General features: G+C 71.1%; 16 protein-coding genes and 1 riboswitch. Of the genes, 11 read left to right on the forward strand and 5 right to left on the reverse strand.

Annotated features, from left to right (window positions below):
- Positions 1–30: 30 nt before the first annotated feature.
- Positions 31–1,473, forward strand: a complete 1,443-nt coding sequence (locus ACFVR6_RS09650) for a helix-turn-helix domain-containing protein (protein ID WP_386961916.1) — start codon at positions 31–33, stop codon at positions 1,471–1,473.
- Positions 1,474–1,589: 116 nt separating this feature from the next.
- Here ACFVR6_RS09650 and ACFVR6_RS09655 read toward each other — a convergent pair whose 3' ends face one another.
- The gene (locus tag ACFVR6_RS09655; protein WP_386961919.1) at positions 1,590–3,062 is read right to left on the reverse strand and encodes an NAD-dependent succinate-semialdehyde dehydrogenase; all 1,473 of its coding nucleotides are present in this window, start codon (positions 3,060–3,062) and stop codon (positions 1,590–1,592) included.
- 209 nt (positions 3,063–3,271) lie between these two features.
- Here ACFVR6_RS09655 and ACFVR6_RS09660 point away from each other — a divergent pair, with 209 nt between their 5' ends.
- Positions 3,272–4,924 carry a thiamine pyrophosphate-binding protein gene (locus ACFVR6_RS09660; protein WP_386961922.1) on the forward strand — a complete coding sequence of 551 codons (1,653 nt, stop codon included), beginning with the start codon at positions 3,272–3,274 and terminating at the stop codon, positions 4,922–4,924.
- A gap of 276 nt (positions 4,925–5,200) precedes the next feature.
- Here ACFVR6_RS09660 and ACFVR6_RS09665 read toward each other — a convergent pair whose 3' ends face one another.
- A complete protein-coding gene (locus ACFVR6_RS09665) occupies positions 5,201–7,084 on the reverse strand; it encodes an FAD-binding monooxygenase (RefSeq protein WP_386961925.1) in 1,884 nt (627 codons plus the stop codon).
- A gap of 139 nt (positions 7,085–7,223) precedes the next feature.
- Between ACFVR6_RS09665 and ACFVR6_RS09670 the strand changes: the two genes are divergently transcribed.
- Positions 7,224–7,931: an IclR family transcriptional regulator gene (locus tag ACFVR6_RS09670; RefSeq protein WP_386961928.1), complete on the forward strand. Its 708-nt coding sequence runs from the start codon at positions 7,224–7,226 to the stop codon at positions 7,929–7,931.
- 49 nt (positions 7,932–7,980) lie between these two features.
- Here ACFVR6_RS09670 and ACFVR6_RS09675 read toward each other — a convergent pair whose 3' ends face one another.
- Positions 7,981–9,372, reverse strand: coding sequence for an MFS transporter (locus tag ACFVR6_RS09675; RefSeq protein WP_386961931.1), 1,392 nt, complete (start codon positions 9,370–9,372; stop codon positions 7,981–7,983).
- Positions 9,373–9,485: 113 nt separating this feature from the next.
- Between ACFVR6_RS09675 and ACFVR6_RS09680 the strand changes: the two genes are divergently transcribed.
- From ACFVR6_RS09680 to ACFVR6_RS09715, 8 genes are all read left to right on the forward strand, one after another.
- Positions 9,486–10,961, forward strand: coding sequence for a fumarylacetoacetate hydrolase family protein (locus ACFVR6_RS09680; protein WP_386961934.1), 1,476 nt, complete (start codon positions 9,486–9,488; stop codon positions 10,959–10,961).
- Entirely contained in the window at positions 10,958–11,641 is a 684-nt protein-coding gene (locus tag ACFVR6_RS09685) for a GntR family transcriptional regulator (protein ID WP_386962848.1), read from the forward strand. The genes ACFVR6_RS09680 and ACFVR6_RS09685 overlap by 4 nt, the downstream gene beginning before the upstream one ends.
- Positions 11,642–11,672: 31 nt before the next feature.
- Positions 11,673–13,190, forward strand: a complete 1,518-nt coding sequence (gene hpaE / locus ACFVR6_RS09690) for a 5-carboxymethyl-2-hydroxymuconate semialdehyde dehydrogenase (protein WP_386961937.1) — start codon at positions 11,673–11,675, stop codon at positions 13,188–13,190.
- Positions 13,191–13,223: 33 nt separating this feature from the next.
- Positions 13,224–14,384 (forward strand): 3,4-dihydroxyphenylacetate 2,3-dioxygenase, encoded by a 1,161-nt coding sequence (hpaD, locus tag ACFVR6_RS09695; protein WP_386961940.1) that lies wholly within the window; start codon positions 13,224–13,226, stop codon positions 14,382–14,384.
- Between the two features lie 38 nt (positions 14,385–14,422).
- Positions 14,423–15,208 carry a 2-keto-4-pentenoate hydratase gene (locus ACFVR6_RS09700; protein ID WP_386961943.1) on the forward strand — a complete coding sequence of 262 codons (786 nt, stop codon included), beginning with the start codon at positions 14,423–14,425 and terminating at the stop codon, positions 15,206–15,208.
- A complete protein-coding gene (locus tag ACFVR6_RS09705; RefSeq protein WP_386961946.1) occupies positions 15,193–15,996 on the forward strand; it encodes an HpcH/HpaI aldolase family protein in 804 nt (267 codons plus the stop codon). Before ACFVR6_RS09700 ends, ACFVR6_RS09705 begins: the two co-directional genes overlap by 16 nt.
- 127 nt (positions 15,997–16,123) lie before the next feature.
- Positions 16,124–19,690 (forward strand): S8 family serine peptidase, encoded by a 3,567-nt coding sequence (locus ACFVR6_RS09710; protein ID WP_386961949.1) that lies wholly within the window; start codon positions 16,124–16,126, stop codon positions 19,688–19,690.
- A 116-nt stretch (positions 19,691–19,806) separates the two neighbouring features.
- On the forward strand, positions 19,807–20,391 hold the full coding sequence (locus ACFVR6_RS09715) for a hypothetical protein (protein ID WP_386961952.1): 585 nt from the start codon (positions 19,807–19,809) through the stop codon (positions 20,389–20,391).
- A 205-nt stretch (positions 20,392–20,596) separates the two neighbouring features.
- On the opposite strand, the gene ACFVR6_RS09720 is transcribed toward ACFVR6_RS09715, so the two are convergent.
- Together ACFVR6_RS09720 and glyA are read right to left on the reverse strand one after the other, a co-directional pair.
- The gene (locus tag ACFVR6_RS09720; RefSeq protein ID WP_386961955.1) at positions 20,597–21,481 is read right to left on the reverse strand and encodes a bifunctional methylenetetrahydrofolate dehydrogenase/methenyltetrahydrofolate cyclohydrolase; all 885 of its coding nucleotides are present in this window, start codon (positions 21,479–21,481) and stop codon (positions 20,597–20,599) included.
- Positions 21,478–22,752, reverse strand: coding sequence for a serine hydroxymethyltransferase (gene glyA / locus ACFVR6_RS09725; protein ID WP_386961958.1), 1,275 nt, complete (start codon positions 22,750–22,752; stop codon positions 21,478–21,480). The genes ACFVR6_RS09720 and glyA overlap by 4 nt, the downstream gene beginning before the upstream one ends.
- 62 nt (positions 22,753–22,814) lie before the next feature.
- Positions 22,815–22,898, reverse strand: a riboswitch (ZMP/ZTP riboswitch).
- Positions 22,899–23,019: the final 121 nt, after the last annotated feature.

Genomic DNA, 23,019 nt, shown 5'->3' on the forward strand with positions numbered 1-23,019 from the left:
GAAGTCCACTTCTTTCGCTACCATCAAGGAATGGCCGCCTCATCGCTGGAATTGACCACCCTCGGCCACCGCATCCGGCATCACCGGCTGGCGAAGGGGTTCACGCTCGACGAACTGGGCGCGGTCGTCGGCGTCGCGGGCAGCCAGCTCAGCCTCATCGAGAACGGCAAGCGCGAGCCGAAGCTGTCGCTGCTGCAGGCGATCGCGACGGCGACGGGCACCGAGGTCGCCGAGCTCCTCTCCGCCGAGCCGCCCAACCGGCGTGCGGCACTGGAGATCGAACTCGAGCGCGCTCAGGCGAGCACCGTCTTCCGGCGGCTGGGGGTGCCGCCGGTGAAGATCACGAAGGGCATGCCCGACGAGACGATCGAGTCGGTGCTGGGCCTGCACCGCGAACTGCAGCGCCGCGAGCGGGAAGCCATCGCGACGCCCGAGGAGGCCCGGCGCGCCAACACCGAGCTGCGTCTGGGGATGCGCACGCGTGACAACCACCTGCCCGAGATCGAGGCACTCGCGGAGAAGCAGCTGAAGGCGGCCGGTCACGTCGCCGGCGCCCTCACCCACCGCACCGTCAGCATCATGGCCTCGCAGCTCGGGTTCGAGCTGATCTTCGCCAATGATCTGCCGCATTCGGTGCGGTCGGTCTCCGACCTCGAGAACGGCCGCATCTACCTGCCGCCGGCATCCATCCCCGGCGGACACGGCCTGCGGTCGATGGCGCTCCAGGCGATGGCCCACCGGCTGCTCGGCCACCGCCCGCCGACCGATTACGCCGACTTCCTCCAGCAGCGATTGGAGATCAACTACTACGCCGCGTGCTGCCTCATGCCGCAGGCGGCATCCGTCGCCTTCCTGCAGCAGGCCAAGCGCGATCGCAACCTCGCCGTGGAGGACTTCCGCGACGCGTTCGGGGTGACCCACGAGGCCGCCGGCATGCGCATGACCAACCTCCTCACGACCCACCTCGACATCCCGCTGCACTTCCTGCGCGTCGACGGCAACGGGGCGATCTCGCGCGTGTACGAGAACGACGGGCTGCCGCTGCCGATGGATGTGACCGGCGCCGTGGAAGGGCAGATCGTGTGCCGGCGGTTCCTGGCGCGGTCGGCCTTCGAGGAGCACAACCGCACGACCGAGCACTACCAGTACACCGACACCCCGGCGGGCACGTTCTGGTGCTCGACGCAGACCGGCACGACCGCCGACGGGGAGTTCTCGATCACGGTCGGGGTGCCCTTCGACGACGCGCGATGGTTCCGCGGGCGCGAGAGCGCCAAGCGCGCCACCTCCACCTGCCCCGACGAGGCCTGCTGCCGCCGCCCACCGGCGGAGGTCACCGCCCGCTGGGAGGGGAAGGCTTGGCCGAGCGCCCGCGTGCACATGCAGATGTTCTCCCCGCTGCCGCGCGGCGCCTTCCCGGGCGTCGACGACAACGAGGTGTACGACTTCCTGGAGCGTCACGCCGAGGGCTGAGCTCGCTCCCCTCGTCGGCGCGCGCACAACGTCGCTACGACGTGGGCGCCGGGGCCGTGCGACCGCCCACGCGGGGCAGTGGCAGGTGTTTCGGCGACGTTGTGCGCGCGGGGTCGTCAGGCGAACGGGTTGGCGGTGAGCGTGTACTTCGTCTGCAGGTACTCGTGGATGCCTTCGGCCCCACCCTCGCGGCCGAGGCCGGAGAACTTCCAGCCACCGAAGGGCGCGGCGGCGTTGGAGACCACACCGATGTTCAGGCCCATCATCCCGGTCTGCAGGCGCTCGATCATGCGCTGGCCGCGCGCGAGGTTCTCGGTGAAGACGTAGGACACCAGGCCGTACTCGGTGTCGTTCGCGAGCCGCACCGCCTCGTCCTCATCGTCGAACGGCACGATGGCCAGCACCGGGCCGAAGATCTCCTCACGGAGGATCTCGCTGCCGGCCTGCACGTCGCTGAGCACCGTGGCCTGGTAGAAGGAGCCCGGGCCATCGATGGCGCTGCCACCGGCGCGCAGCGTGGCACCGCGTCCGACGGCATCCTTCACCAGCGCGTCGGCCTTGGCCACGGCACGGTCGTCGATGAGCGGGCCGACGACGACCCCCTCCTCGGTGCCGCGGCCCACACGGAACGCCTCGACCCGTTCGGTGACCCGACGGGCGAAGTCCTCGGCGACCGAGCGGTGCACGATGAAGCGGTTCGCCGCGGTGCAGGCCTGGCCGATGTTGCGGAACTTCGCCGCGATCGCGCCATCGACGGCCTTGTCGAGGTCGGCGTCGTCGAACACGACGAACGGCGCGTTGCCACCGAGTTCCATCGACGTGCGCAGCACGCCCTTCGCGGCCTTCTCCAGCAGGGACACCCCCACCGGCGTCGAGCCGGTGAACGACAGCTTCCGCAGCCGCGGGTCGGCGATGATGGCGTCGGACATCGGTCCCGACGAGGCCGTGGTCACGACGTTGACGACCCCCGCCGGCACGCCGGCATCCTCCAACAGCTTCGCGAAGTAGAGGGTCGTCAGGGGGGTGAGGGCGGCGGGCTTGACCACGACGGTGCAGCCTGCGGCGAGCGCGGGGGCGATCTTGCGGGTCGCCATCGCGAGCGGGAAGTTCCACGGCGTGATGAGGAAGCAGGGGCCGACGGGGTGCTGAGTCACGATCATGCGCCCGGTGCCCTCGGGGTTCGCGCCGTAGCGGCCCTGCACGTGGGCGGTCTCCTCGCTGAACCAGCGGAGGAACTCTCCCCCGTATGCCACCTCGCCCCGGGCCTCGGCGAGGGGCTTGCCCATCTCGATCGTCATGAGCAGCGCGAAGTCCTCCTTGCGCTCCTGCAGCAGGTCGAAGGCACGGCGCAGGATCTCGGCCCGCTCGCGGGCGGGGGTCGCCGCCCACGCGGGGAAGGCGGCATCGGCGGCATCCAGTGCGGCCACACCGTCGGCGACCGAAGCGCTGGCGATGGTCTTGACGACGTCGCCGGTCGCGGGATCGGACACCGTGAGCGTCGCGCCACCCTCGGCTGCGCGCCACTGCCCGCCGATGTACAAGCCGTCCGGAACGTCGGACAGCAGCTGGGTTTCACGGTTCTCGGTCATGGGGACTCCCTCGTCGTTCGATGCCGGCACTCCCGATCGATCGTATATGATTCCTGGCCGGTCGCGGCTTCCCTATACTCGGATCGTCCGGCGGCCACGCCCGCCGGTGCTCGAAAAATGGGCACGCAGCCGCCCGGCACAGACGCCGGGCACGGCGAGACACATACGGCATCCTTTCCGTCTCTGTCTCTGTCTCCCGGGAGTCCCCCATGCCCACCGTCTCCGCGCACGTCGCCCAGACCCTCGCCGGCCACATCGACCACGTCTTCGGGGTGATGGGAAACGGCAACGCCCACTTCCTCGATGCGCTCGAGCGCTCGACGGACGTGTCCTTCACGGCCGTGCGGCATGAGGCGGGCGGCGTCGTCGCCGCCGATGCCTACCACCGCGCCGGCGGCGGGCTGGCCGCCGCGACCGCCACCTACGGCGCCGGGTTCACCAACACCCTCACCGCCCTCGCGGAGGCCGTGCAGGCGCACGTTCCGCTCGTGCTCGTCGTCGGCGACGAGCCCACCTCGGGCCCGCGGCCGTGGGACGTCGACCAGATCGCGCTGGCATCCGCCGTCGGCGCCCGCACCTACACCGTGGGGCGGGCCGATGCCGCGGCCACGACCGTCATCGCGATCGAGCACGCCCTGTCGTATCGCGTGCCCACCGTGCTCGCGATCCCGTACGACGTCGCCAAGCTCGAGGCGGGGCCCGTGCCCGCGGCGCCCGAGCCGCGGCTGCCTACTCCCCTGGCGCCGACGAGCCCGTTCGCCCGGGCCGCCGTCGACGACCTCGCCGGCGTGCTGGCCGCGGCGGAGCGTCCGCTGCTCCTGGCCGGGCGCGGTGCCTGGGTGGCCGGTGCCGCGTCGGCACTCGGCGAACTGGCCGATGCCACCGGCGCGCTGACGGCGACGACGGCGCTGGGCCGCGGCGTCTTCCCCCGCCCGGAGTACGACCTGGGCGTGACCGGCGGCTTCGGCGCGGAGGGCGCGATGGCGCGCATCCGCGAAGCCGACGTCGCGGTGGTCTTCGGCGCGTCGCTCAACCAGTTCACGATGCGCTTCGGCGAGCTGTTCGCCCCGGGGACGCGGGTCGTGCAGATCGACACGGCGCCCGCAGCGACGCACCCCCACGTGGGGGGATTCCTGCGCGCCGATGCCGCATCGGCCGCGCGCGCTCTCGTCGACGCCCTCCGCAGTCGCGGGGCGAGCGCGTCGGGCTGGCGCGAGAGCGTGGACGTCGCGGGGCTCCGCGCCCGCGACGACGGGGACGGTGTGGCATCCGACGGGCGCCTGGATCCCCGCACGGTCGCAGCGCGCATCGGGGAGCTGCTGCCGGCGGACCGCGTCGTCGTCTCGGACGGCGGCCACTTCATCGGCTGGGCGAACATGTACTGGCCGGTGGCGTCGCCCGATCGCATGATGATGGTGGGCACGGCCTACCAGTCGATCGGGCTCGGATTCCCCTCTGTCCCGGGTGCGGCGCTGGCCAAGCCCACCTCGACGGTCGTGCTCACGACGGGCGACGGCGGCGGACTCATGGCGCTGGCGGACCTCGAGTCGGCGGTGCGGGTGGCCGGCGGCCGCGGGCTCGCCGTGGTGTGGAACGACCGCGCCTACGGCGCCGAGGTGCATCTGTACGGGCTGCAGGGTCTCGCCCGCGCGCCCATGCTCATCCCCGAGGTCGACTTCGCCGGCCTCGCCCGTGCCGTGGGCGCCGAAGGCGTCGTGGTGCGCGGGCTCGAGGATCTCGACGCGCTCGCCCGATGGGCGTCGCTGCCGGCATCCGACCGCCCCTTCCTGCTGCTGGACGTGCGCATCTCCGCCACGGTCGTGGCCCCGTACCAGGAGGAGATCATCCGCGTGAACTCCTGACCCCGCGGCGCCCCTCCTCGGTGCGGGGCTGCTCCGGTGTCACGAATGGCGGATGCCACGCGGCAACATCGTGCGCAAGTGACACCGGAACAGCGCCGGTCGTGTCCCCGCGCTGCCCGGGACCTCGGAACCGCGCCACCGCACCGCGCGCGGGCACCCGGACCGTTCCGGTGTCACGAATGGCGGGTACGGCGCGCGAACACCGTGCGCGAGTGACACCGGAGCAGCTCGCAGCGCGGGCGCGTACGCGGGCGCGACCCGCCGGGCCGGCGCGCGTCAGGCCGGCACGGACGCGGGCGCGGCGGCGGGGGCCAGCATGTGCTGCGCGAAGAAGTCGGTCAGCTCGGCCCGCGCCGACAGCGGCAGCACATGCGCCACGTACTGGTCGGGACGCACCACCACGATCGCGCCGTCGCGGTCGATACCGCGCGCCTCGAAGATGTCGTCCCCGGCCTCGGCGGCGTAGATCTTCTCGTAGTCGATGAGCCCGAACGGCCCCACCCGCGGCAGGAACACCTCCGGGATGTCGGCCATCTCCACTTCGGAGTGATCCTGCTGGTAGATCGCCTTCACGTCGAACACACTATCGAGGTCGGTGCCGGCGGGGGTGAAGCGCACGACGGGCGAATCGGATGCCGTCGCCAGCCATCCGGCGAAGTCGCGCAGCGCGGTGGCGTCGCGATCGGCGAAGGCGTAGATGCGCCACCGTCCGTCGGCCTTCGCGTGGTGCCCGAGGTGGGCGGGCACGGCGTCGCCGATGCGCACGACGGGCGCCGAGGTGAACCGCTTGCCGATCGGGTATCCGATCGCGCGGGCCTGGTGCGTGGCCTCCCCGACGATCATCGACGGCGGGTACTGCGTCATGAACCCCGCGGGGAACTCCGCGGTCGAGGTGTAGAACTGCGCAAGCTCCTCGGGGCTGTCGAACTCCTCGGGCTTCTTGGCCATGAGGCCCGACCACTCCTTGTCGAAGTCGATCAGGTTCTGCGCGATCTCCTGCCGCTCGGCCGAGTACGTCGACAGCAGCGACGCCGGCGCCCGGCCGGTGAGCACCGAGCCGAGCTTCCACCCCAGGTTGAAGCCGTCCTGCATCGACACATTCATGCCCTGTCCGGCCTTCGCGCTGTGCGTGTGGCACGCGTCGCCGCAGATGAAGACGCGCGGATCACGGTCGGCACCGACCTCGACGTCGTCGAACTTGTCGGTCACGCGGTGGCCGACCTCGTACACCGACCACCAGGCGACGTCCTTCACATCCAGCGTGTACTGGCCGAGGATCGCGTTCGCCTTGGCGATGATGGTCTCCAGCGGTGTCGTGCGCACCTTGCCGTTGTCATCCTCGGGGACCTCCCCGAGGTCCACGTACATGCGGAACAGGTGCCCGCCCTCGCGCGGGATGTGCAGGATGCTGCCGTGCTCGGACTGGATGGCGCACTTGATGCGGATGTCGGGGAAGTCGGTGACGGCCAGCACGTCCATGACGCCCCACGCGTGCTTGGACTGCCCGCCGATGTGCTTGCGGCCGATCGCCTCGCGCACGCGGCTGCGCGCGCCGTCGCACCCCACGACGTACTTCGCGCGCACGGTGCGCGTCGCGTCTTCGCCCGCGCGCGCGAGCGTCACGGTGACCGGGTACTCCCCCTCGCCCACCTCGAGCGTGACGAACTCGTACCCGTAATCGGGCGTGATGCGTGCCGGGGACTGCGCTGCCACTTCGGCGAAGTAGTCCAGCACGCGCGCCTGGTTGACGATGAGGTGCGGGAACTCGCTGATGCCACGGGGATCATCGTCGGCCCGAGCGGTGCGCACGATGCGCGAGGGGTCGGCGGTGTCGGGCGCCCAGAAGTTCATCTCGGAGATGCGATAGGCCTCGGCGATGATGCGCTCGGCGAACCCGAAGGCCTGGAACGTCTCGACGCTGCGCGCCTGGATGCCGTCGGCCTGCCCGATCGCGAGGCGCTCGGGGCGACGCTCGACGAGGCGTGTCGTGAGGGTCGGGTACTGGGCCAGCTGCGCCGCCAGCAGCATGCCGGCGGGTCCGGAGCCGACGATGAGCACGTCGACCTCGTCGGGGACGTCGGCGGGGCGATCCACGCCGGTGCCGGCGGCGGGGAGCACACGCGGGTCGGTGGAGACGTATCCGTGGTGGTGGAACTGCATCGGCGTCGATCCTTCCTCGGGCGGCGACGTCGAATCGTTGACGCCGTCGTCATGCGTGTTCTATATTCGAACACGTCGTTCTACTATTGAACAGATCGTATACGACCGGATGCTGCGCAGCAAGCATCCGGTGGAGAGGATGCCCGTGTCCGAGGCCCCCGCATCGCAGACCCTGAGTCGTGGCATCCGCATTCTGGAGCTCCTGGCCGACGCGCGCGAACCCCTGACGATCGACGAGATCGCGCGCCGACTCGAGGTGCATCGCTCCGTCGCCTACCGGCTGCTGCGCACGCTCGAGGACCACGGGCTCGTGGTGCGCGACGCGTCGGGGCGCCTGACCCTCGGCGCCCGCATGGCTGCGCTCGCGGCCGGCGTCGCCCATGATCTGCAGGCCGAGGCCCTCCCCGAACTCACCGCCGTGGCCAACGAGCTCGGCATGACCTGCTTCCTGGCCGTGCTCGACCACGACCAGTGCGTCACGCTCGTCAGCGTCGAACCGCGGCATGCGGTGGCCTCGGTGGCGCAGCGCCCCGGCGCCCGGCATCCGATCTCGGTCGGCGCGCCCAGCAAGGCGATCCTGTCGACCCTCGCCCCCGACCAGTGGCCGGTCCCCCTGCCTGCGGCACTCGCCGACGAGGTGGCGGCGGCCGCAGCGCACGGTTACGCCACGAGCGCCGACGAAGTCATCCCGACGGTGCAGTCCGTCGCGGTGCCGCTGCGGCTGCGCGCGCCCGCGCGCCCCGCCGCGATTGCGGTTGTGCACGTGGGCGGCCACGCCGACCCCGCCGCCGTCGCCCGGCGCCTGCAGCGCTCGGCCGACACGATCCGCGACGCCCTCGACGGCTGACGACGAAGAGCCCGGATGCACGCGGCATCCGGGCTCCATCAGCCTCGGGTCAGGCCTTGGACAGCCCGTAGATCGGGCTCTTCGCCTGCTCTTGCTCATGGTCAGGACCCAGCGGAATGCCGCTGCGATCGCGCAGCAGCAGCGTGGCGAGAAGCCCCAGCAAGGTCATGCCGGCGAGGTAGAACGTCACGGCATCCGTCGACCCCGTCGCCTGCACGAGGGCCTGCGCGATGGTCGGAGCGAATGCGCCACCGAGGATCGCGCCGATCGCGTACGAGATCGACACCCCCGAGAAGCGGATGGACGCGGGGAACAACTCGGCGTACAGCGCCGCCTGCGGCCCGTAGGTGAAGCCGAGGCCGGCCGTCAGCAGCACGAGGCCGAGGGTGAGCATGCCGATGCTGCCGGTGTTCACGAGCGGGAACAGCGCGAACACGCCCGCCAGCTGCAGCACCCAGCCGATGAGGTAGGTGTTGCGGCGGCCGATCTTGTCGCCGGCCCAGCCCGCGATCCAGGTGAAGACGAGCCACGAGACCGCCGAGATCGTCACCGCACCCAGCACGTCGGCCGTCTGCAGGCCCACGGGACCCTCGGGGTCGGTGGAGTACCGCTGGATGTAGCCACCGGTGGTCATGTAGCCCACGGCGTTGTTGCCGGCGAAGACGAGCGCGGCGATGACCACGAGCAGCGCATGCTTGCGGAACAGCTGCACGATCGGCATGCGGGTCTGCTCCTTGCGCTCGGCCAGCTCGGTGAACACCGGGCTCTCCTCGACCTTCCGGCGCACGTAGTAGCCGATGAGGATCAGCACGAACGACAGCAGGAACGGCACGCGCCAGCCCCACTCGAGGAACGCATCCCCCGGTGCGATGACGGCCATGAGCCCGAGCATGCCGCTGGCCAGCAGCAGGCCGAGCGGCACGCCGATCTGCGGCGCGGCGCCGAAGAGGCTGCGCTTGGCCTTGGGTGCGTGCTCGACGGCCATGAGCACCGCGCCGCCCCACTCGCCGCCGGCGGAGATGCCCTGCAGGATGCGCAGGACGATCAGCAGGATCGGGGCCGCGATGCCGATGGCCGCGTACGTCGGCAGCAGACCGACGAGGGTCGTGGCCACGCCCATGAGCATGAGCGTGAGCATGAGCACGAGGCGGCGGCCGTACTTGTCGCCCAGATGGCCCGCCAGGAACGCGCCGAAGGGGCGGAACAGGAAGCTGATGCCGACCGTGATGAACGACAGGATCTGCGCGAACTCCTCGCCCGCGGGCGCGAAGAACAGCTGCCCGAAGACGAGGCCGGCAGCCGAGGCGTAGAGGAAGAAGTCGTACCACTCGACGGTCGTGCCGACGACGGTGGCGAAGACGACCCGTTTACGGTCGGTGCGGGTGGCGATCGTGCCGGTGGGCGTGAAGCCCCCGGGCACGGTGGAAGGGGATGAGCTCATCGTGGTGACTCCCAGTGGTTGACGTCGCTGTCGGAGGCGGTGCGGGTGCGGTGGTTGCCTCTCCGCGGACGATCATATACGATTTCGAATACGACGCAAGGGCGAGGGAGCTCATGACCATCGAAACCACCACCGATCCGCGGTTCGCCGGCCTTCCCGGCCGGCCGGGCAAGATCATCGCCGTGCACCTGAGCTACGAATCCCGTGCCGCTCAGCGCGGCCGACGGCCGGCAGCGCCGTCGTATTTCTTCAAGGCGTCCAGCTCGGTCGCCGCCACCGGCGGCACGGTCGAGCGGCCCGCGGGCACCGAGCTGCTGGCGTTCGAGGGCGAGATCGCGCTCGTGATCGGCACCGCCGCCCGCCACGTCGCGCTCGCCACGGCGTGGGAGCACGTCGGCTGGGTGACCGCCGCCGACGACCTGGGCCTGTACGACCTGCGCGAGAACGACAAGGGCTCCAATGTCCGCTCGAAGGGCGGCGACGGGTTCACCCCCATCGGCCCCCGACTGATCGACGCGCGCACGATCGATCCCACGGGTCTCCGGGTGCGCGCCTGGGTCAACGGCGCGCTGCGCCAGGAGGGCACGACGGCGGACCTCATCTTCCCGCTCGCCCAGTTCGTCGCCGACCTCTCCCAGCACTTCACCCTCGAACCCGGCGACGTCATCCTCACCGGCACACCCGCCGGCTCCTCGGTCGTCGAACCGGGCGACGTGGTGGAGGTCGAGGTCGACGCCCCCGAGACGGGTGCCACCTCCGGCCGCCTCACCACGACGGTCGTCGCCGGCTCCGGCACCTCCTTCGACCCGGCCCTCGGCTCGCTGCCGGCCGTCAACGACACCCAGCGCGAAGAAGCATGGGGATCCCGCGAGGCCGCGGGGCTCGCCCCGCTCGGGCTCGACCCGGCGCTGCGCGAGAAGCTCGAGCGGGTCCCCGTCGCCGGGCTCTCCCAGCAGCTGCGCAAACGCGGTCTCAACAACGTCACGATCGACGGCGTCCGCCCCCTGCATCCGGAGCGCAAGCTCGTCGGCACCGCGAAGACGCTGCGCTTCGTGCCGGGCCGCGAAGACCTGTTCGCGAGCCACGGCGGCGGATACAACGCGCAGAAGCGCGCGTTCGACGCCGTGGGCGAAGGCGAGGTCATCGTCATCGGAGCCCGCGGCGAGGCGGGCTCCGGCACCCTCGGCGACATCCTCGCCATCCGCGCCCACGCCCGCGGCGCCGCCGGCATCGTCACCGACGGCGGCGTGCGCGACGCCGACGCGGTCACCGCCGTCGGCATCCCGGTGTACACCGTGGGCGCCCACCCGGCCGTCCTCGGCCGTCGTCACGTGCCATGGGAGACCGACGTGGCCGTCGCCTGCGGCGGCACCACGGTGCAGCCCGGCGACATCATCGTCGGCGACGCCGACGGCGTGATCGTCCTTCCCCCGGACATCGCCGAAGAAGTCGCCGACGCCGCCCTCGCCCAGGAGGACGAGGATGCCTGGGTCGCAGCCCAGGTCGCCGCGGGGAACCCCGTGCAGGGCCTTTTCCCGATGAACGCGCAGTGGCGCGCCCGCTACGACGCCGAACGCGCAGGGAGCTGAGCACCGTGGACGGCCTCAGCAAGTCGCAGCAGGCGTACCAGTGGATCAAGGCCCGCATCGCCGACCACGAGTTCACACCCGGCTACCGGCTCGTGCTCGGTACCATCGCGAACGAGTTGGACATGAGCGTCGTGCCGGTGCGCGAGGCGATCCGCCAGCTCGAGGCGGAGGGGCTGGTCACCTTCGAGCGCAACGTCGGCGCCCACGTGTCGATGGTCGACGACTCGCAGTACCGCTCGAGCATGCAGGCGCTCAGCATCCTCGAGGGGGCCGCCACCGCGCTCTCGGCCCGCCGCCTCACCCCCGACGACGTGCGCGCAGCCCGCGAGATCAACCAGCGCATGATCGCCCGCCTCGAGGACTTCGATCCGCGCGCGTTCACCGCACTGAACCAGCAGTTCCACGCCGCCCTGTTCGCCAAGTGCGCGAACCCCCGGATGCTGGAACTGGTCGAGGGCGAGTGGGGGCGTCTGGGGAACCTCCGCGACTCGACCTTCGCCTTCATCCCCGGCCGCGCCCAGGAGTCGGTGCGCGAGCACGAGAACATCCTGGTCCTCATCGAGACCGGCGCGCCGCTGGGCGAGATCGAGAAGGCGGCCCGCCGTCACCGCTCGGCGACCCTCGACGCCTACATGATCCACGAACACCCCGACGAGGCCCTCGGCCTCCCGGCCTTCTGACCTTTTTTCTGCAACCTCTGGAGGAACCGACATGACCGACAGCACTGCGGCGCTTGACCGCCGCCACGTTCCGGCCGATCTGCCCGACCGCATCCGCCACTACATCGACGGCGCCTTCGTCGACTCGGTCGACGGCGGCACCTTCGACGTGCTCGAGCCGGTCTCCAACGAGACGTACGTGCAGGCGGCCGCCGGCAAGAAGGCCGACATCGACCTGGCCGTCGCCGCCGCCAAGCGCGCGTTCGACGAGGGCCCCTGGCCGCGCATGCTCCCCCGCGAGCGCTCCCGCATCCTGCATCGCATCGCCGACCTCGTCGAGGCGCGCGATCAGCGCCTGGCAGAGCTGGAGTCCTTCGACTCCGGACTGCCGATCACGCAGGCCCTCGGCCAGGCCCGCCGCGCGGCCGAGAACTTCCGGTTCTTCGCCGACCTGATCGTGGCGCAGGCCGACGACACCTACAAGGTGCCCGGCCGCCAGATCAACTACGTCAACCGCAAGCCCATCGGCGTGGCCGGACTGATCACCCCGTGGAACACCCCGTTCATGCTCGAGTCGTGGAAGCTGGGCCCGGCGCTTGCCACCGGCAACACGGTCGTGCTCAAGCCCGCCGAGTTCACGCCGCTGTCGGCGTCGCTGTGGGCGGGCATCTTCGAGGAGGCAGGACTGCCGCAGGGTGTGTTCAACCTCGTCAACGGTCTCGGGGAGGATGCCGGCGACGCGCTCGTGAAGCACCCCGACGTGCCGCTCATCTCTTTCACCGGTGAGAGCTCCACCGGCCAGCTGATCTTCGCCAACGCCGCGCCGTACCTCAAGGGACTGTCGATGGAGCTCGGCGGCAAGTCCCCCGCGATCGTCTTCGCCGACGCCGACCTCGAGGCGGCGGTGGATGCCACGATCTTCGGTGTCTTCTCCCTCAACGGCGAGCGCTGCACCGCCGGGAGCCGCATCCTCGTCGAGCGGGCGATCTACGACGAGTTCGTCGAGCGCTACGCGGCGCAGGCTCAGCGCGTGAAGGTCGGCTACCCGCACGACCCGGCCACCGAAGTCGGCGCCCTCGTGCACCCCGAGCACTTCGAGAAGGTCATGGGCTACGTCGAGATCGGCAAGACCGAGGGCCGCCTCGTCGCCGGCGGCGGCCGGCCCGAGGGGTTCGAGACCGGCAACTTCGTCGCCCCCACCGTGTTCGCCGACGTCGCCCCCGACGCCCGCATCTTCCAGGAGGAGATCTTCGGCCCCGTCGTCGCGATCACGCCGTTCGACACCGAGGACGAAGCGCTGGCGCTGGCCAACAACACCAAGTACGGGCTCGCCGCCTATGTCTGGACCAACGACCTCAAGCGGGCCCACAACTTCTCGCAGGCCGTCGACGCCGGGATGGTGTGGCTCAACTCCAACAACGTCCGCGACCTCCGCACCCCCTTCGGCGGGGTGAAGGCCTCGGGCCTCGGGCACGAGGGCGGCTACCGCTCGATCGACTTCTACACCGACCAGCAGGCCGTGCACATCACCCTCGGGAAGGTGCACAACCCCACCTTCGGCAAGCACTGACCGACCACCATTCACACAAGCAAGGACGCTGACATGACCCACCGCGACGACATGACCCTCACCTCGTCGGGCTTCTTCGTCTCCCAGGAGGCGCCGATCCACACCGCCGACCCGGTGCCGACCCCCTCGGTGCCCGCACCGGACATCCTGCGCTGCGCGTACATGGAGCTCGTGGTCACCGACCTCGCGGCATCCCGCACGTTCTACGTCGACGTGCTGGGCCTGTACGTGACCGAGGAGGACGACGAGGCGATCTACCTGCGCTCGACGGAGGAGTTCATCCACCACAACCTGGTGCTGCGCCGCGGCGACGTGGCGGCGGTCGCGGCGTTCTCGTACCGGGTGCGCTCGGCGGAGGACCTCGACAAGGCGGTCGCGTTCTACACCGAGTTGGGATGCCGCGTCGAGCGCCGCCCCGAGGGCTTCGTCAAGGGCATCGGCGACTCGGTGCGCGTGGAGGACCCGCTCGGCTTCCCGTACGAGTTCTTCTTCCAGACCGACCACGTCGAGCGCCTCGCGTGGCGCTACGACCTGCACACCCCCGGCGAGCTCGTGCGCCTGGACCACTTCAACCAGGTCACCCCCGACGTGCCGCGCGCCGTGAAGTTCATGCAGGACCTCGGCTTCCGCGTGACCGAGGACATCCAGGACGACGAGGGCACCGTCTACGCCGCCTGGATGCGCCGCAAGCCCACCGTGCACGACACCGCCATGACCGGCGGCGACGGTCCCCGCATGCACCACGTGGCCTTCGCGACGCACGAGAAGCACAACATCCTCGCGATCTGCGACAAGCTCGGGGCGCTGCGTCGATCGGATGCCATCGAGCGCGGCCCCGGCCGGCACGGCGTCTCCAACGCGTTCTACCTGTACCTGCGCGACCCCGACGGGCACCGCGTGGAGATCTACACGCAGGACTACTACACCGGCGACCCCGACAACCCGGTGATCACGTGGGACGTGCACGACAACCAGCGCCGCGACTGGTGGGGCAACCCCGTCGTGCCGTCCTGGTACACCGAGGCCTCCCTCGTGCTCGACCTCGACGGCAACCCGCGGCCGGTCGTCGCCCGCACCGACAACAGCGAGATGGCCGTGACGATCGGCGCCGACGGGTTCTCGTACACGCGTCCCGGCGACGACTCGCTGCCGGAGTACAAGCAGGGCGAGTACAAGCTCGGTCACCAGCTCTAGCCGTGGTGCCCTAGCCTGACCGAGACCGAAGGAGACCCATGCTCGCCCCCGACGTGATCGCGGCACTGGCCGCGGAGCTCGCCGAAGCCGACCGCACGCACAGCGTGATCCCCCGCATCACCGCCCGCCACCCGCAGGCGACGGTCGAGGACTCGTACGCGATCCAGGGGGTCTGGCGCGATGAGAACCTCGCCGCGGGACGGCGCCTGGTGGGCCGCAAGATCGGGCTGACCTCCAAGGCCATGCAGCAGGCGACGGGGATCACCGAGCCCGACTACGGGGTCATGTTCGACGACACGGTCTTCCACACCGGCGCCGAGATCCCCGTCGACCATTTCTCCAACGTGCGCATCGAGGTGGAGCTGGCGTTCGTGCTCAAGCGCCCGCTCTCCGGCCCCGACTGCACGCTGGCGGACGCCCTCGATGCGATCGACTACGCCGTTCCGGCGCTGGAGGTGCTCAACTCCCACATCGAGCTGGAGGGGCGGACGATCGTCGACACGATCTCGGACAACGCCGCGTACGGGGCGATGGTGCTCGGCGACGTGCACAAGCGCCCCGATGAGATCGACCTGCGGTGGGTGCCCGGCGTGCTCTCGCGCAACGGCGAGATCGAGGAGACCGGTGTCGCGGCGGGTGTGCTCGGGCACCCCGCGACCGGGGTGGCGTGGCTGGCGAACAAGTTCCACCAGCACGGCGCCCGCCTGGAGGCGGGCGAGATCATCCTGGCCGGGTCGTTCACCAGGCCCATGTGGGTCAACCGCGGCGACGACGTGCGCTGCGATTTCGGGCCGATGGGAGTCATCGAATGCCGCTTCATCTGACGCCGACGTTCCGCGACGATCTCGCCGCGGCATCCCGTCCCCTCGCCGGCATCTGGGTGTGCTCGGGCTCGGCGCTGGTCGCCGAGATCTGCGCCGGGTCGGGCATGGACTGGCTCCTCATCGACATGGAGCACTCCCCCAACGGGTTGGAATCCGTCCTCGCGCAGCTGCACGCGGTCGCGGGCTCTCCGATCACCCCCGTCGTGCGGGTGCCCGCCGGTGACCCGGTGACGATCAAGCAGGTGCTCGATCTCGGCGCGCAGAACATCCTGGTGCCGATGGTGTCCTCCGCCGACGAGGCGCGGGCCGTCGTCGCGGCGGCGCACTATCCGCCGCGTGGCATCCGCGGTGTCGGGTCGGCGCTGGCCCGCTCGGCGCGCTGGAACCGGGTGCCCGACTACCTCGAGCAGGCAGCGAGGCACGTGTCGGTGTTCGTGCAGATCGAGACGGCCGCGGGCGTGGACGCTGCCGCCGAGATCGCCGCGGTCGACGGTGTCGACGGCGTCTTCGTCGGCCCGTCCGACCTCGCCGCGTCGCTCGGGCTGCTCGGCCGGCAGACGCATCCCGACGTCACCGACGCGGTGATCCGCACCTTCGCGGCCGTGCGCGGGGCGGGCAAGCCCGTCGGCGTCAACGCCTTCGATCCGGCGGTGGCGCAGACGTATCTGGATGCCGGTGCCTCGTTCGCGCTCGTGGGCGCCGACGTGGCGCTGCTGGCGCGGGGTTCGGAGGCCCTGGCATCCCGCTGGTGCGCCCCGGACGCCGAGGGGCCGACCTCCTCCTACTGAGGCGGCGCGGGGTGGCGCGCTCCCGGCGGGCTTCATGAGAGTTCTCGAACAATCCGTGCGTTCGCTCTCAGCGGACGTTTAGGTTTCTCGTACCGAACACTCAGGTTCGCCGACGGAGGCCCCCCGGATGACTCGATCGCTGTCGTTCCCGCGCATTCTGCAACTTCTCGCCGCGCTGGGGGTGACAGCCCTCGTCCTCCTCGCGCTCGCGCCACCCGCGCGGGCGGCCACGACCGATTTCAGTGCGACCCCCGTCGCCCCCGACGCTCCCGCGAGCTCCCTCGCGCGCTCGGCAACGGGCAAGCTCGCCGAGAGCGACCCCGGCGTGCTCGCCCGCACCGACGGGGCGCGCACGGCGATCATGATCAAGGTCGACGTCGACCCGGTGGCTTCCTACGCCGGCGGCATCGACGGCTACGCCGCGACGAGCCCCGCCGTCACCGGTCGCGACCTCGCCGACTCCGACGTCGCGGCCTACACCCGTTACGTCGAGGACAGCCTGGATGCCGCTTTCGCAGACATCCAGGCATCCGTCCCCTCCGCCGCGCTGCTCTCCCGCCACGTCGTCGTGTACGGCGGGCTGTCGGTGCTGATCCCCGCCAACCGGGCGAAGGACATCGCCGCGCTCGAGGGCGTCGCCGCCGTGCACGACAACGCGCTGCGCCAGACCGCTTCCCCTGCCGAGACCCCGGCGCCTGCGCCCGCACCCGGGGACACCGCGGCGCCCGAGGAGACCCCGGCGCCCGACGAGTCGCCCGCCCCGGAGGAGACCGCGCCCCCGGAGGAGGCCCCCGCACCCGAGGAGACCGAGGCTCCCGAGGAGAGCCCTGCCCCGGAGGAGACCGAGGCTCCGGAGGAGACCCCGGCGCCCGAGGAGACCCCGGCGCTCGAGACCTACGACACCGGCGGGATCGACAACGATGCGACGACCTTCGTCGGCGCGGATGCCGTGTGGCCGAGCCTCGGCGGACGCGACCAGGCCGGCGCCGGCGTCATCGTCGGCGTGATCGACACGGGCATCTGGCCCGAGCACCCGATGCTCGCCGACAACGGCATCCCCACGCCCGACGGCGGCCCCTGGGCGTGCGAGTTCGGTGACGGCTCGGCCGGCGACGCGTTCGAGTGCAACGACAAGCTCGTCGGCGCCCACGCCTTCCTCGACGCCTACCAGCAGCTCGCCGAAGAGCCCGCCGGCGCGATCGACTTCTGCTCCGCCACCGGCTGCTCGGCGCGCGACTCCGACGGGCACGGTACGCACACCGCGACCACCGCCGCCGGCAGCGCCGTCGACAGCTCGCCCGTGCTGGGCGTCGACCACGGCGCCATCAGCGGTGTCGCCCCCGGCGCCTCGGTCATCGCGTACCGCGCGCTCGGCCCGGGCGGCGGGTACAACTCCGACCTCGTCGCGGCCGTCGAGCAGACGATCGCCGACGGCGTGGACGTCATCAACTACTCCGTCAGCGGCTCGGCGAACATCTACACCGACCCGGTGGAGATGGCCTTCCTCGACGCGTACGCGGCGGGGGTCGCGGTGCACGCCTCGGCCGGCAACTCCGGCCCCGGCGCCTCGACCGCGAACCACGCCGGCCCCTGGACCACGACGGTCGCCGCATCCACCTTCGACCGCGCGTTCACCACGACGCTGGAACTGGCATCCACCGACGGCGGCACGCTCGCCAAGACCGGCGCGACCGTCACGCAGGGCGTCACCGACGCCCCCGTCGTGCGCGCCGACGCGGTCGCCGGCTACACCGGCGGCATCCGCTGCGAGCAGCCCTTCGCCGCCGGGAGCCTCACCGGCACCGTCGTCGTCTGCGAGCGCGGCGGCAACGGCCGCGTGGAGAAGGGCTACTTCGCCTCCCTCGGGGGCGCGGCGGGCATGATCCTCTACAACCCGACGACGATGGAGACCAACACCGACAACCACTTCCTGCCGACCATCCACCTCGAGGGCCCCAACGACGAGGTGCTCGCCTTCCTCACCCGTCCCGGCGTCACAGCCACGTGGGGTTCGGGACGCGCGAGCGCAGCCCCGGGCGATGTGATGGCGAGCTTCAGCTCGCGCGGACCCATCGGGGAGTTCCTCAAGCCCGACATCACGGCCCCCGGCATCCAGGTGCTCGCCGGCCACACCCCTGCCCCGAGCGGCTACGAGTCGGGTCCGACCGGCCAGTACTACCAGGCCATCGCGGGCACCTCGATGTCGTCGCCGCACGCGGCGGGCGTCGCGGCGCTCGTCATCGCCGCCCGGCCGGACTTCACCCCCGGCCAGGTCAAGTCGGCCCTCATGACCTCGTCGCTGCAAGAGGTCGTCAACGCCGACGGGACGCCCGCGGGCGTGTTCGACCGCGGCGCGGGCAGCATCCGCGCCGACCGGGCGGTCGCCCCGGTGCTCACCATCGCCGAGACGGCGGAGCACTTCGCCGCGAGCGCGGCCGACGCCCTGGGACGAGTGGATCTCAACATCCCGAGCATCTACGTCGACCCCATGCCCGGCGCCATCGAGACCTCGCGCACCGTCACGAACGTCACCGACCGCCGGCAGACGTTCCGGGTGACCACCGAGGCCACCGGAGGGCTCCGGGTGACGGTGCTGCAGTCGCGGTTCACCCTCGCACCCGGCGCGTCGAAGGACCTTTCGGTGATCATCGACGGGCTCGAGTCCGCCGAGGGCTGGCAGCAGGGCGAGATCACCCTGACCCCGACCGGTGGTGCCACACCCGTCGTGGTGCCGGTGGCCGCCAACGTGCGCGAGGCCGAGGTCTCGCTCGGCCAGTCGTGCGAGCCCGACACCATCCGCCGCGGCGCCAGCACCACCTGCACGGTGACGGCGACCAACTTCCTGCCGGTGGAGGTGCCCGCCTCGATCCGCGTGGCGGCGCATCCGTTCCTGAACATCCGCAACGTCACGGCCCCCGCGACGCGCCAGTTCCTCGGGGCGAAGTGGGACGGCACGCTGAGCCCGGCGATCGCCCCGACCATCGAGTCGGTGGGTGCGGATGCCGGCACGCACCCCGGGGGCGGCTACCTGCCGCTGTCGGCCTTCGGCATCGCGCCGCTGGGCGGACTCGGCGACGAGGCGTTCGCGAACTTCACGCTGCCGAGCTTCATGTACGGCGGTGAGGTGTACGACAGCCTCGGAATCGTCTCCAACGGCTACGTCGTGGTCGGCGGCGCGGCGGCATCCGATGTGTCGTGGCAGTCCACCGGCATCCCCGACCCCACCGCGCCGAACAACGTGCTCGCGCCGCTGTGGACCGACCTCGACCCCACCGCCGGCGGTGCGGTGCGCATCGGCATCCTCGGTGACGGGGTGAGCGATTTCCTCGTGGTCGAGTGGGAGGACGTGCCCACCTTCAGCGGCAACGGCACCAACTCGTTCCAGGTGTGGATCGCGCTCGGGGCCACCGAGGGCATGTGGTTCGCGTACGACGGCACGCCGGTGCCGGATGCCGCGTCGGGCGCGGAGACGGGTGCGGAGAACCGGGACGGCACGAGCGGCATCCTCGCCGACCCGCCGACGGACGGTGCGGTCTATGCGATCACCACGGCGCCGCCCACCGCGGGCGGAACCGTGACGTTCGACTACAGCGCCACCGGAGTGCTGCGTGGCACGTGGGACACGTGGGCGACGCTCACGAGCCCGCTGCTGCGTGCCATCCCCGCCGAGCAGACGACGGTCACGGTGCGCTGACCCCGGGCGCCGCGCCCGATCGCTGAGACGACAGCCGGCGGCCGAGACAGTGGGAAACACCCATTGTCTCGGCCGCCGGTTGTCGTCTCACGGGTGGGGCGTGTCACAGTGAGGGGATGAAGACCTGGGTCGTGAGGTTCGTCTCGCTGTATGCGTTCAACGTCGTCGTGCTGTTCGTGCTGGGGGCGCTGCTGCCGCGGGTGTCGGTCGGCTGGGCGGCACTGTGGGCGGCGATCGTGCTCACCGCGGGGACGATCTGGCTGAAGCCCCTCATCGCCAAGGCGTTCCGTGGCATGGCCGCGAAGTCCGCCGACCAGCGCACACGCATCGGCGAGAAGCTCGTACAGGCGGGCCTGGTGTTCATCGTCGAGCTGATCGTGTGGGTGCTCGTCGTCGTGCTCTCGTCGGTGCATGTGAGCGGTCTGTTCTGGGGCTGGGTCGTCCCGCCGCTCGCGCTGCTGGTGGCCTGGCTCATCTACGACGCGGTCGACGACCGCATCGAGGCGCGCGCCGGCGGGCTCTACGATCGTGCGCTCGGCGGGCGCGGCAAGCCCGCGGCATCCGCTGCCCCGGCCTCACCCTTCGGCCCGCCGCCTACCGCGACATCCGGACGTCCGGAGGCCGCGCAGCGGCCCGCTGCGCACGACGACGGCCTCACCGACGAGCAGCGCCGCATGTTCGACGATCTGGGCCGGGGCTGACCGCCCGCCGCTCGTTCCGGTTCCAGGAGATCCCCCCGGCACAGGACCGATGCCGAGGTGATCGTCCTGTTGCGGTGAGATCTCCTGTACCGGGGAGATGGATGCCGGGCGGAGGCGCCGCGCGACCCCGCCTGCGCGCGAGTGCTCACTCGGCAGCGCGAATGCTCACTCGGCAGCGCGAGTACTCACTCGGCGGCGAGAATGCTCACTCGGCGGCGGCGCGCTCGGCGGCCTCGACCACGTTCGTCATCAGGAGGGCGACGGTCATCGGGCCCACGCCGCCGGGGTTCGGCGAGAGGTAGCCGGCCACCGACGCGACGTCGGGGTGCACGTCGCCGTAGACCCGGCTCTTGCCGGTCTCCGGGTCGACCTCGCGCGTGACGCCGACATCGAGCACGGCCGCGCCGGGTCGCACATCCTCGGCGCGCACGAGGTGCTTGACCCCCGCGGCCGCGACGATCACGTCGGCCTCGCGCAGGTAGCGCGGCAGATCCACCGTCCCGGTGTGGGTGAGGGTGACCGTCGCGTTGAGGTCCCGGCGGGTCAGCAACAGCCCGACCGACCGACCGATCGTGACCCCGCGGCCCACGACCACGACGTGCTTGCCGCGCAGGTCGTACCCGTTGCGGGTCAGCAGCTCGATGACCCCCCGCGGCGTGCACGGCAGCGGCGTCGTGATCGGCGTGTTCACGTTGAGCACGAGGCGGCCGAGGTTGGTCGGATGCAGGCCGTCGGCATCCTTCGCCGGGTCGATCCGCTCGAGGATCGCGTCGGTGTCCAGGTGCTTCGGCAGCGGCAGCTGCACGATGTAGCCGTGGCAGTCAGGGTCGGCGTTGAGCTCGTCGATCAGCGCCTCGACCTGCTGCTGCGTCGCGTCGGCGGGCAGCTCCCGCTGGATCGAGTTCATCCCGATGGCCTCGGACTGCTTGTGCTTCATGCCGACGTACAGCTGGGATGCCGGATCCGCACCCACCAGCACGGTCGCGATGCCGGGGACGATCCCCCGCTCCGCCAGCGCTGCCACGCGCACCCGCAGTTCGTCCTTGATGGCCGCCGCCGTGGCGACCCCGTCGAGGCGGACCGCGGTCACTGCTGCAGACCGGGGTACAGCGGGAAGGCGGCCGTGAGCGCGGCGACGCGCGTGCGCAGCGGCTCGAGGTCGGCCCCGGGCTGCAGCGCGAGCGCGATGACGTCGGCCACCTCAGTGAACTCGGCGTCGCCGAAGCCGCGGGTCGCCAGCGCCGGCGTGCCGATGCGCAGACCCGAGGTCACCATCGGCGGACGCGGGTCGTTGGGGACGGCGTTGCGGTTCACGGTGATGTGGATCTCGTGCAGCAGGTCTTCGGCCTGCTTGCCGTCGATGGCGGCGTCGCGCAGGTCCACGAGCACCAGGTGCACGTCGGTGCCGCCCGAGCGCACCGCGATGCCGGCATCCTTCACGTCCTGCTGCGTGAGGCGCTCGGCGAGGATCGCCGCGCCCCGCAGCACGCGCTCCTGACGCTCGGCGAACTCCGGCGTCGCGGCGAGCTTGAACGCCGTCGCCTTGGCGGCGATGACGTGCATGAGCGGCCCGCCCTGCTGACCCGGGAAGACGGCGGTGTTGATCTTCTTGGCGATGTCGGCGTCATTGCTCAGGATGAAGCCCGAGCGGGGACCGCCGATGGTCTTGTGCACCGTCGAGGACACCACGTGCGCGTGCGGCACCGGGTTCGGGTGCAGGCCCGCGGCGACGAGTCCGGCGAAGTGGGCCATGTCGACCCACAGGAGAGCCCCGACCTCGTCGGCGATCGCACGGAACGCCGCGAAATCGAGCTGACGCGGGTAGGCCGACCAGCCGGCGATGATCACCTTCGGCTTGTGCTCGACGGCGAGGCGGCGCACCTCGGCCATGTCGATGATCGAGGTCTCGGGGTCGACGCCGTAGGCGACGATGTTGTACAGCCGGCCGGAGAAGTTGATCTTCATGCCGTGCGTGAGGTGGCCACCCTGGTCCAGCGACAGACCCAGCAGCGTGTCACCGGGGCGGGCGATGGCGTGCAGCACCGCCGCGTTGGCCGATGCACCGGAGTGGGGCTGCACGTTGGCGAACTCGGCGCCGAACAGTGCCTTCGCCCGCTCGATGGCGAGCTCCTCGGCGACGTCGACCTCTTCGCAGCCGCCGTAGTAGCGACGCCCCGGGTACCCCTCGGCGTACTTGTTCGTCAGCACCGAGCCCTGCGACTGCAGCACCGAGACGGGCACGAAGTTCTCGGAGGCGATCATCTCGAGGTACCCGCGCTGACGCTCGAGCTCGCGCTCGAGGACCTGGGCGATCTCGGGATCGACCTCGGAGAGAGGGGCGTTGAACACGGCATCGGTCATGACGATCTCCTGACTGCACTGCTACACGGACTCGGGTCGCACAGCCCGCACGGGGCGTGTCGAGACCCGGCCCAGGCGTGCGGTCGATGCCTTCATCAGTCGCTCCCCGGTGGTCCCCCACCTCAACGCCAGTCGCGACACCCCGAGCATAGCGGATGCCCCCTCCACCGCCACGAGCGCGCGTCACGATCGGCAACACGATCACAGACGCTCCGCCGCATTTTCCCGACGCGGCGCCCCCCGAGTGGATGCCGCACGCGACACAAT

It is taken from the genome of Microbacterium sp. NPDC058021, from assembly GCF_042885955.1.
Classification (GTDB): domain Bacteria; phylum Actinomycetota; class Actinomycetes; order Actinomycetales; family Microbacteriaceae; genus Microbacterium.

Bases quoted from the DNA above. Each gene is read 5' to 3' on its own strand.
- ACFVR6_RS09650 (WP_386961916.1), top strand. From the start codon at position 31: ATGGCCGCCTCATCGCTGGAATTGACCACCCTCGGCCACCGCATCCGG.
- ACFVR6_RS09655 (WP_386961919.1), bottom strand. From the start codon at position 3,062: ATGACCGAGAACCGTGAAACCCAGCTGCTGTCCGACGTTCCGGACGGC.
- ACFVR6_RS09660 (WP_386961922.1), top strand. From the start codon at position 3,272: ATGCCCACCGTCTCCGCGCACGTCGCCCAGACCCTCGCCGGCCACATC.
- ACFVR6_RS09665 (WP_386961925.1), bottom strand. From the start codon at position 7,084: ATGCAGTTCCACCACCACGGATACGTCTCCACCGACCCGCGTGTGCTC.
- ACFVR6_RS09670 (WP_386961928.1), top strand. From the start codon at position 7,224: ATGCCCGTGTCCGAGGCCCCCGCATCGCAGACCCTGAGTCGTGGCATC.
- ACFVR6_RS09675 (WP_386961931.1), bottom strand. From the start codon at position 9,372: ATGAGCTCATCCCCTTCCACCGTGCCCGGGGGCTTCACGCCCACCGGC.
- ACFVR6_RS09680 (WP_386961934.1), top strand. From the start codon at position 9,486: ATGACCATCGAAACCACCACCGATCCGCGGTTCGCCGGCCTTCCCGGC.
- hpaE (WP_386961937.1), top strand. From the start codon at position 11,673: ATGACCGACAGCACTGCGGCGCTTGACCGCCGCCACGTTCCGGCCGAT.
- hpaD (WP_386961940.1), top strand. From the start codon at position 13,224: ATGACCCACCGCGACGACATGACCCTCACCTCGTCGGGCTTCTTCGTC.
- ACFVR6_RS09700 (WP_386961943.1), top strand. From the start codon at position 14,423: ATGCTCGCCCCCGACGTGATCGCGGCACTGGCCGCGGAGCTCGCCGAA.
- ACFVR6_RS09705 (WP_386961946.1), top strand. From the start codon at position 15,193: ATGCCGCTTCATCTGACGCCGACGTTCCGCGACGATCTCGCCGCGGCA.
- ACFVR6_RS09710 (WP_386961949.1), top strand. From the start codon at position 16,124: ATGACTCGATCGCTGTCGTTCCCGCGCATTCTGCAACTTCTCGCCGCG.
- ACFVR6_RS09715 (WP_386961952.1), top strand. From the start codon at position 19,807: ATGAAGACCTGGGTCGTGAGGTTCGTCTCGCTGTATGCGTTCAACGTC.
- glyA (WP_386961958.1), bottom strand. From the start codon at position 22,752: ATGACCGATGCCGTGTTCAACGCCCCTCTCTCCGAGGTCGATCCCGAG.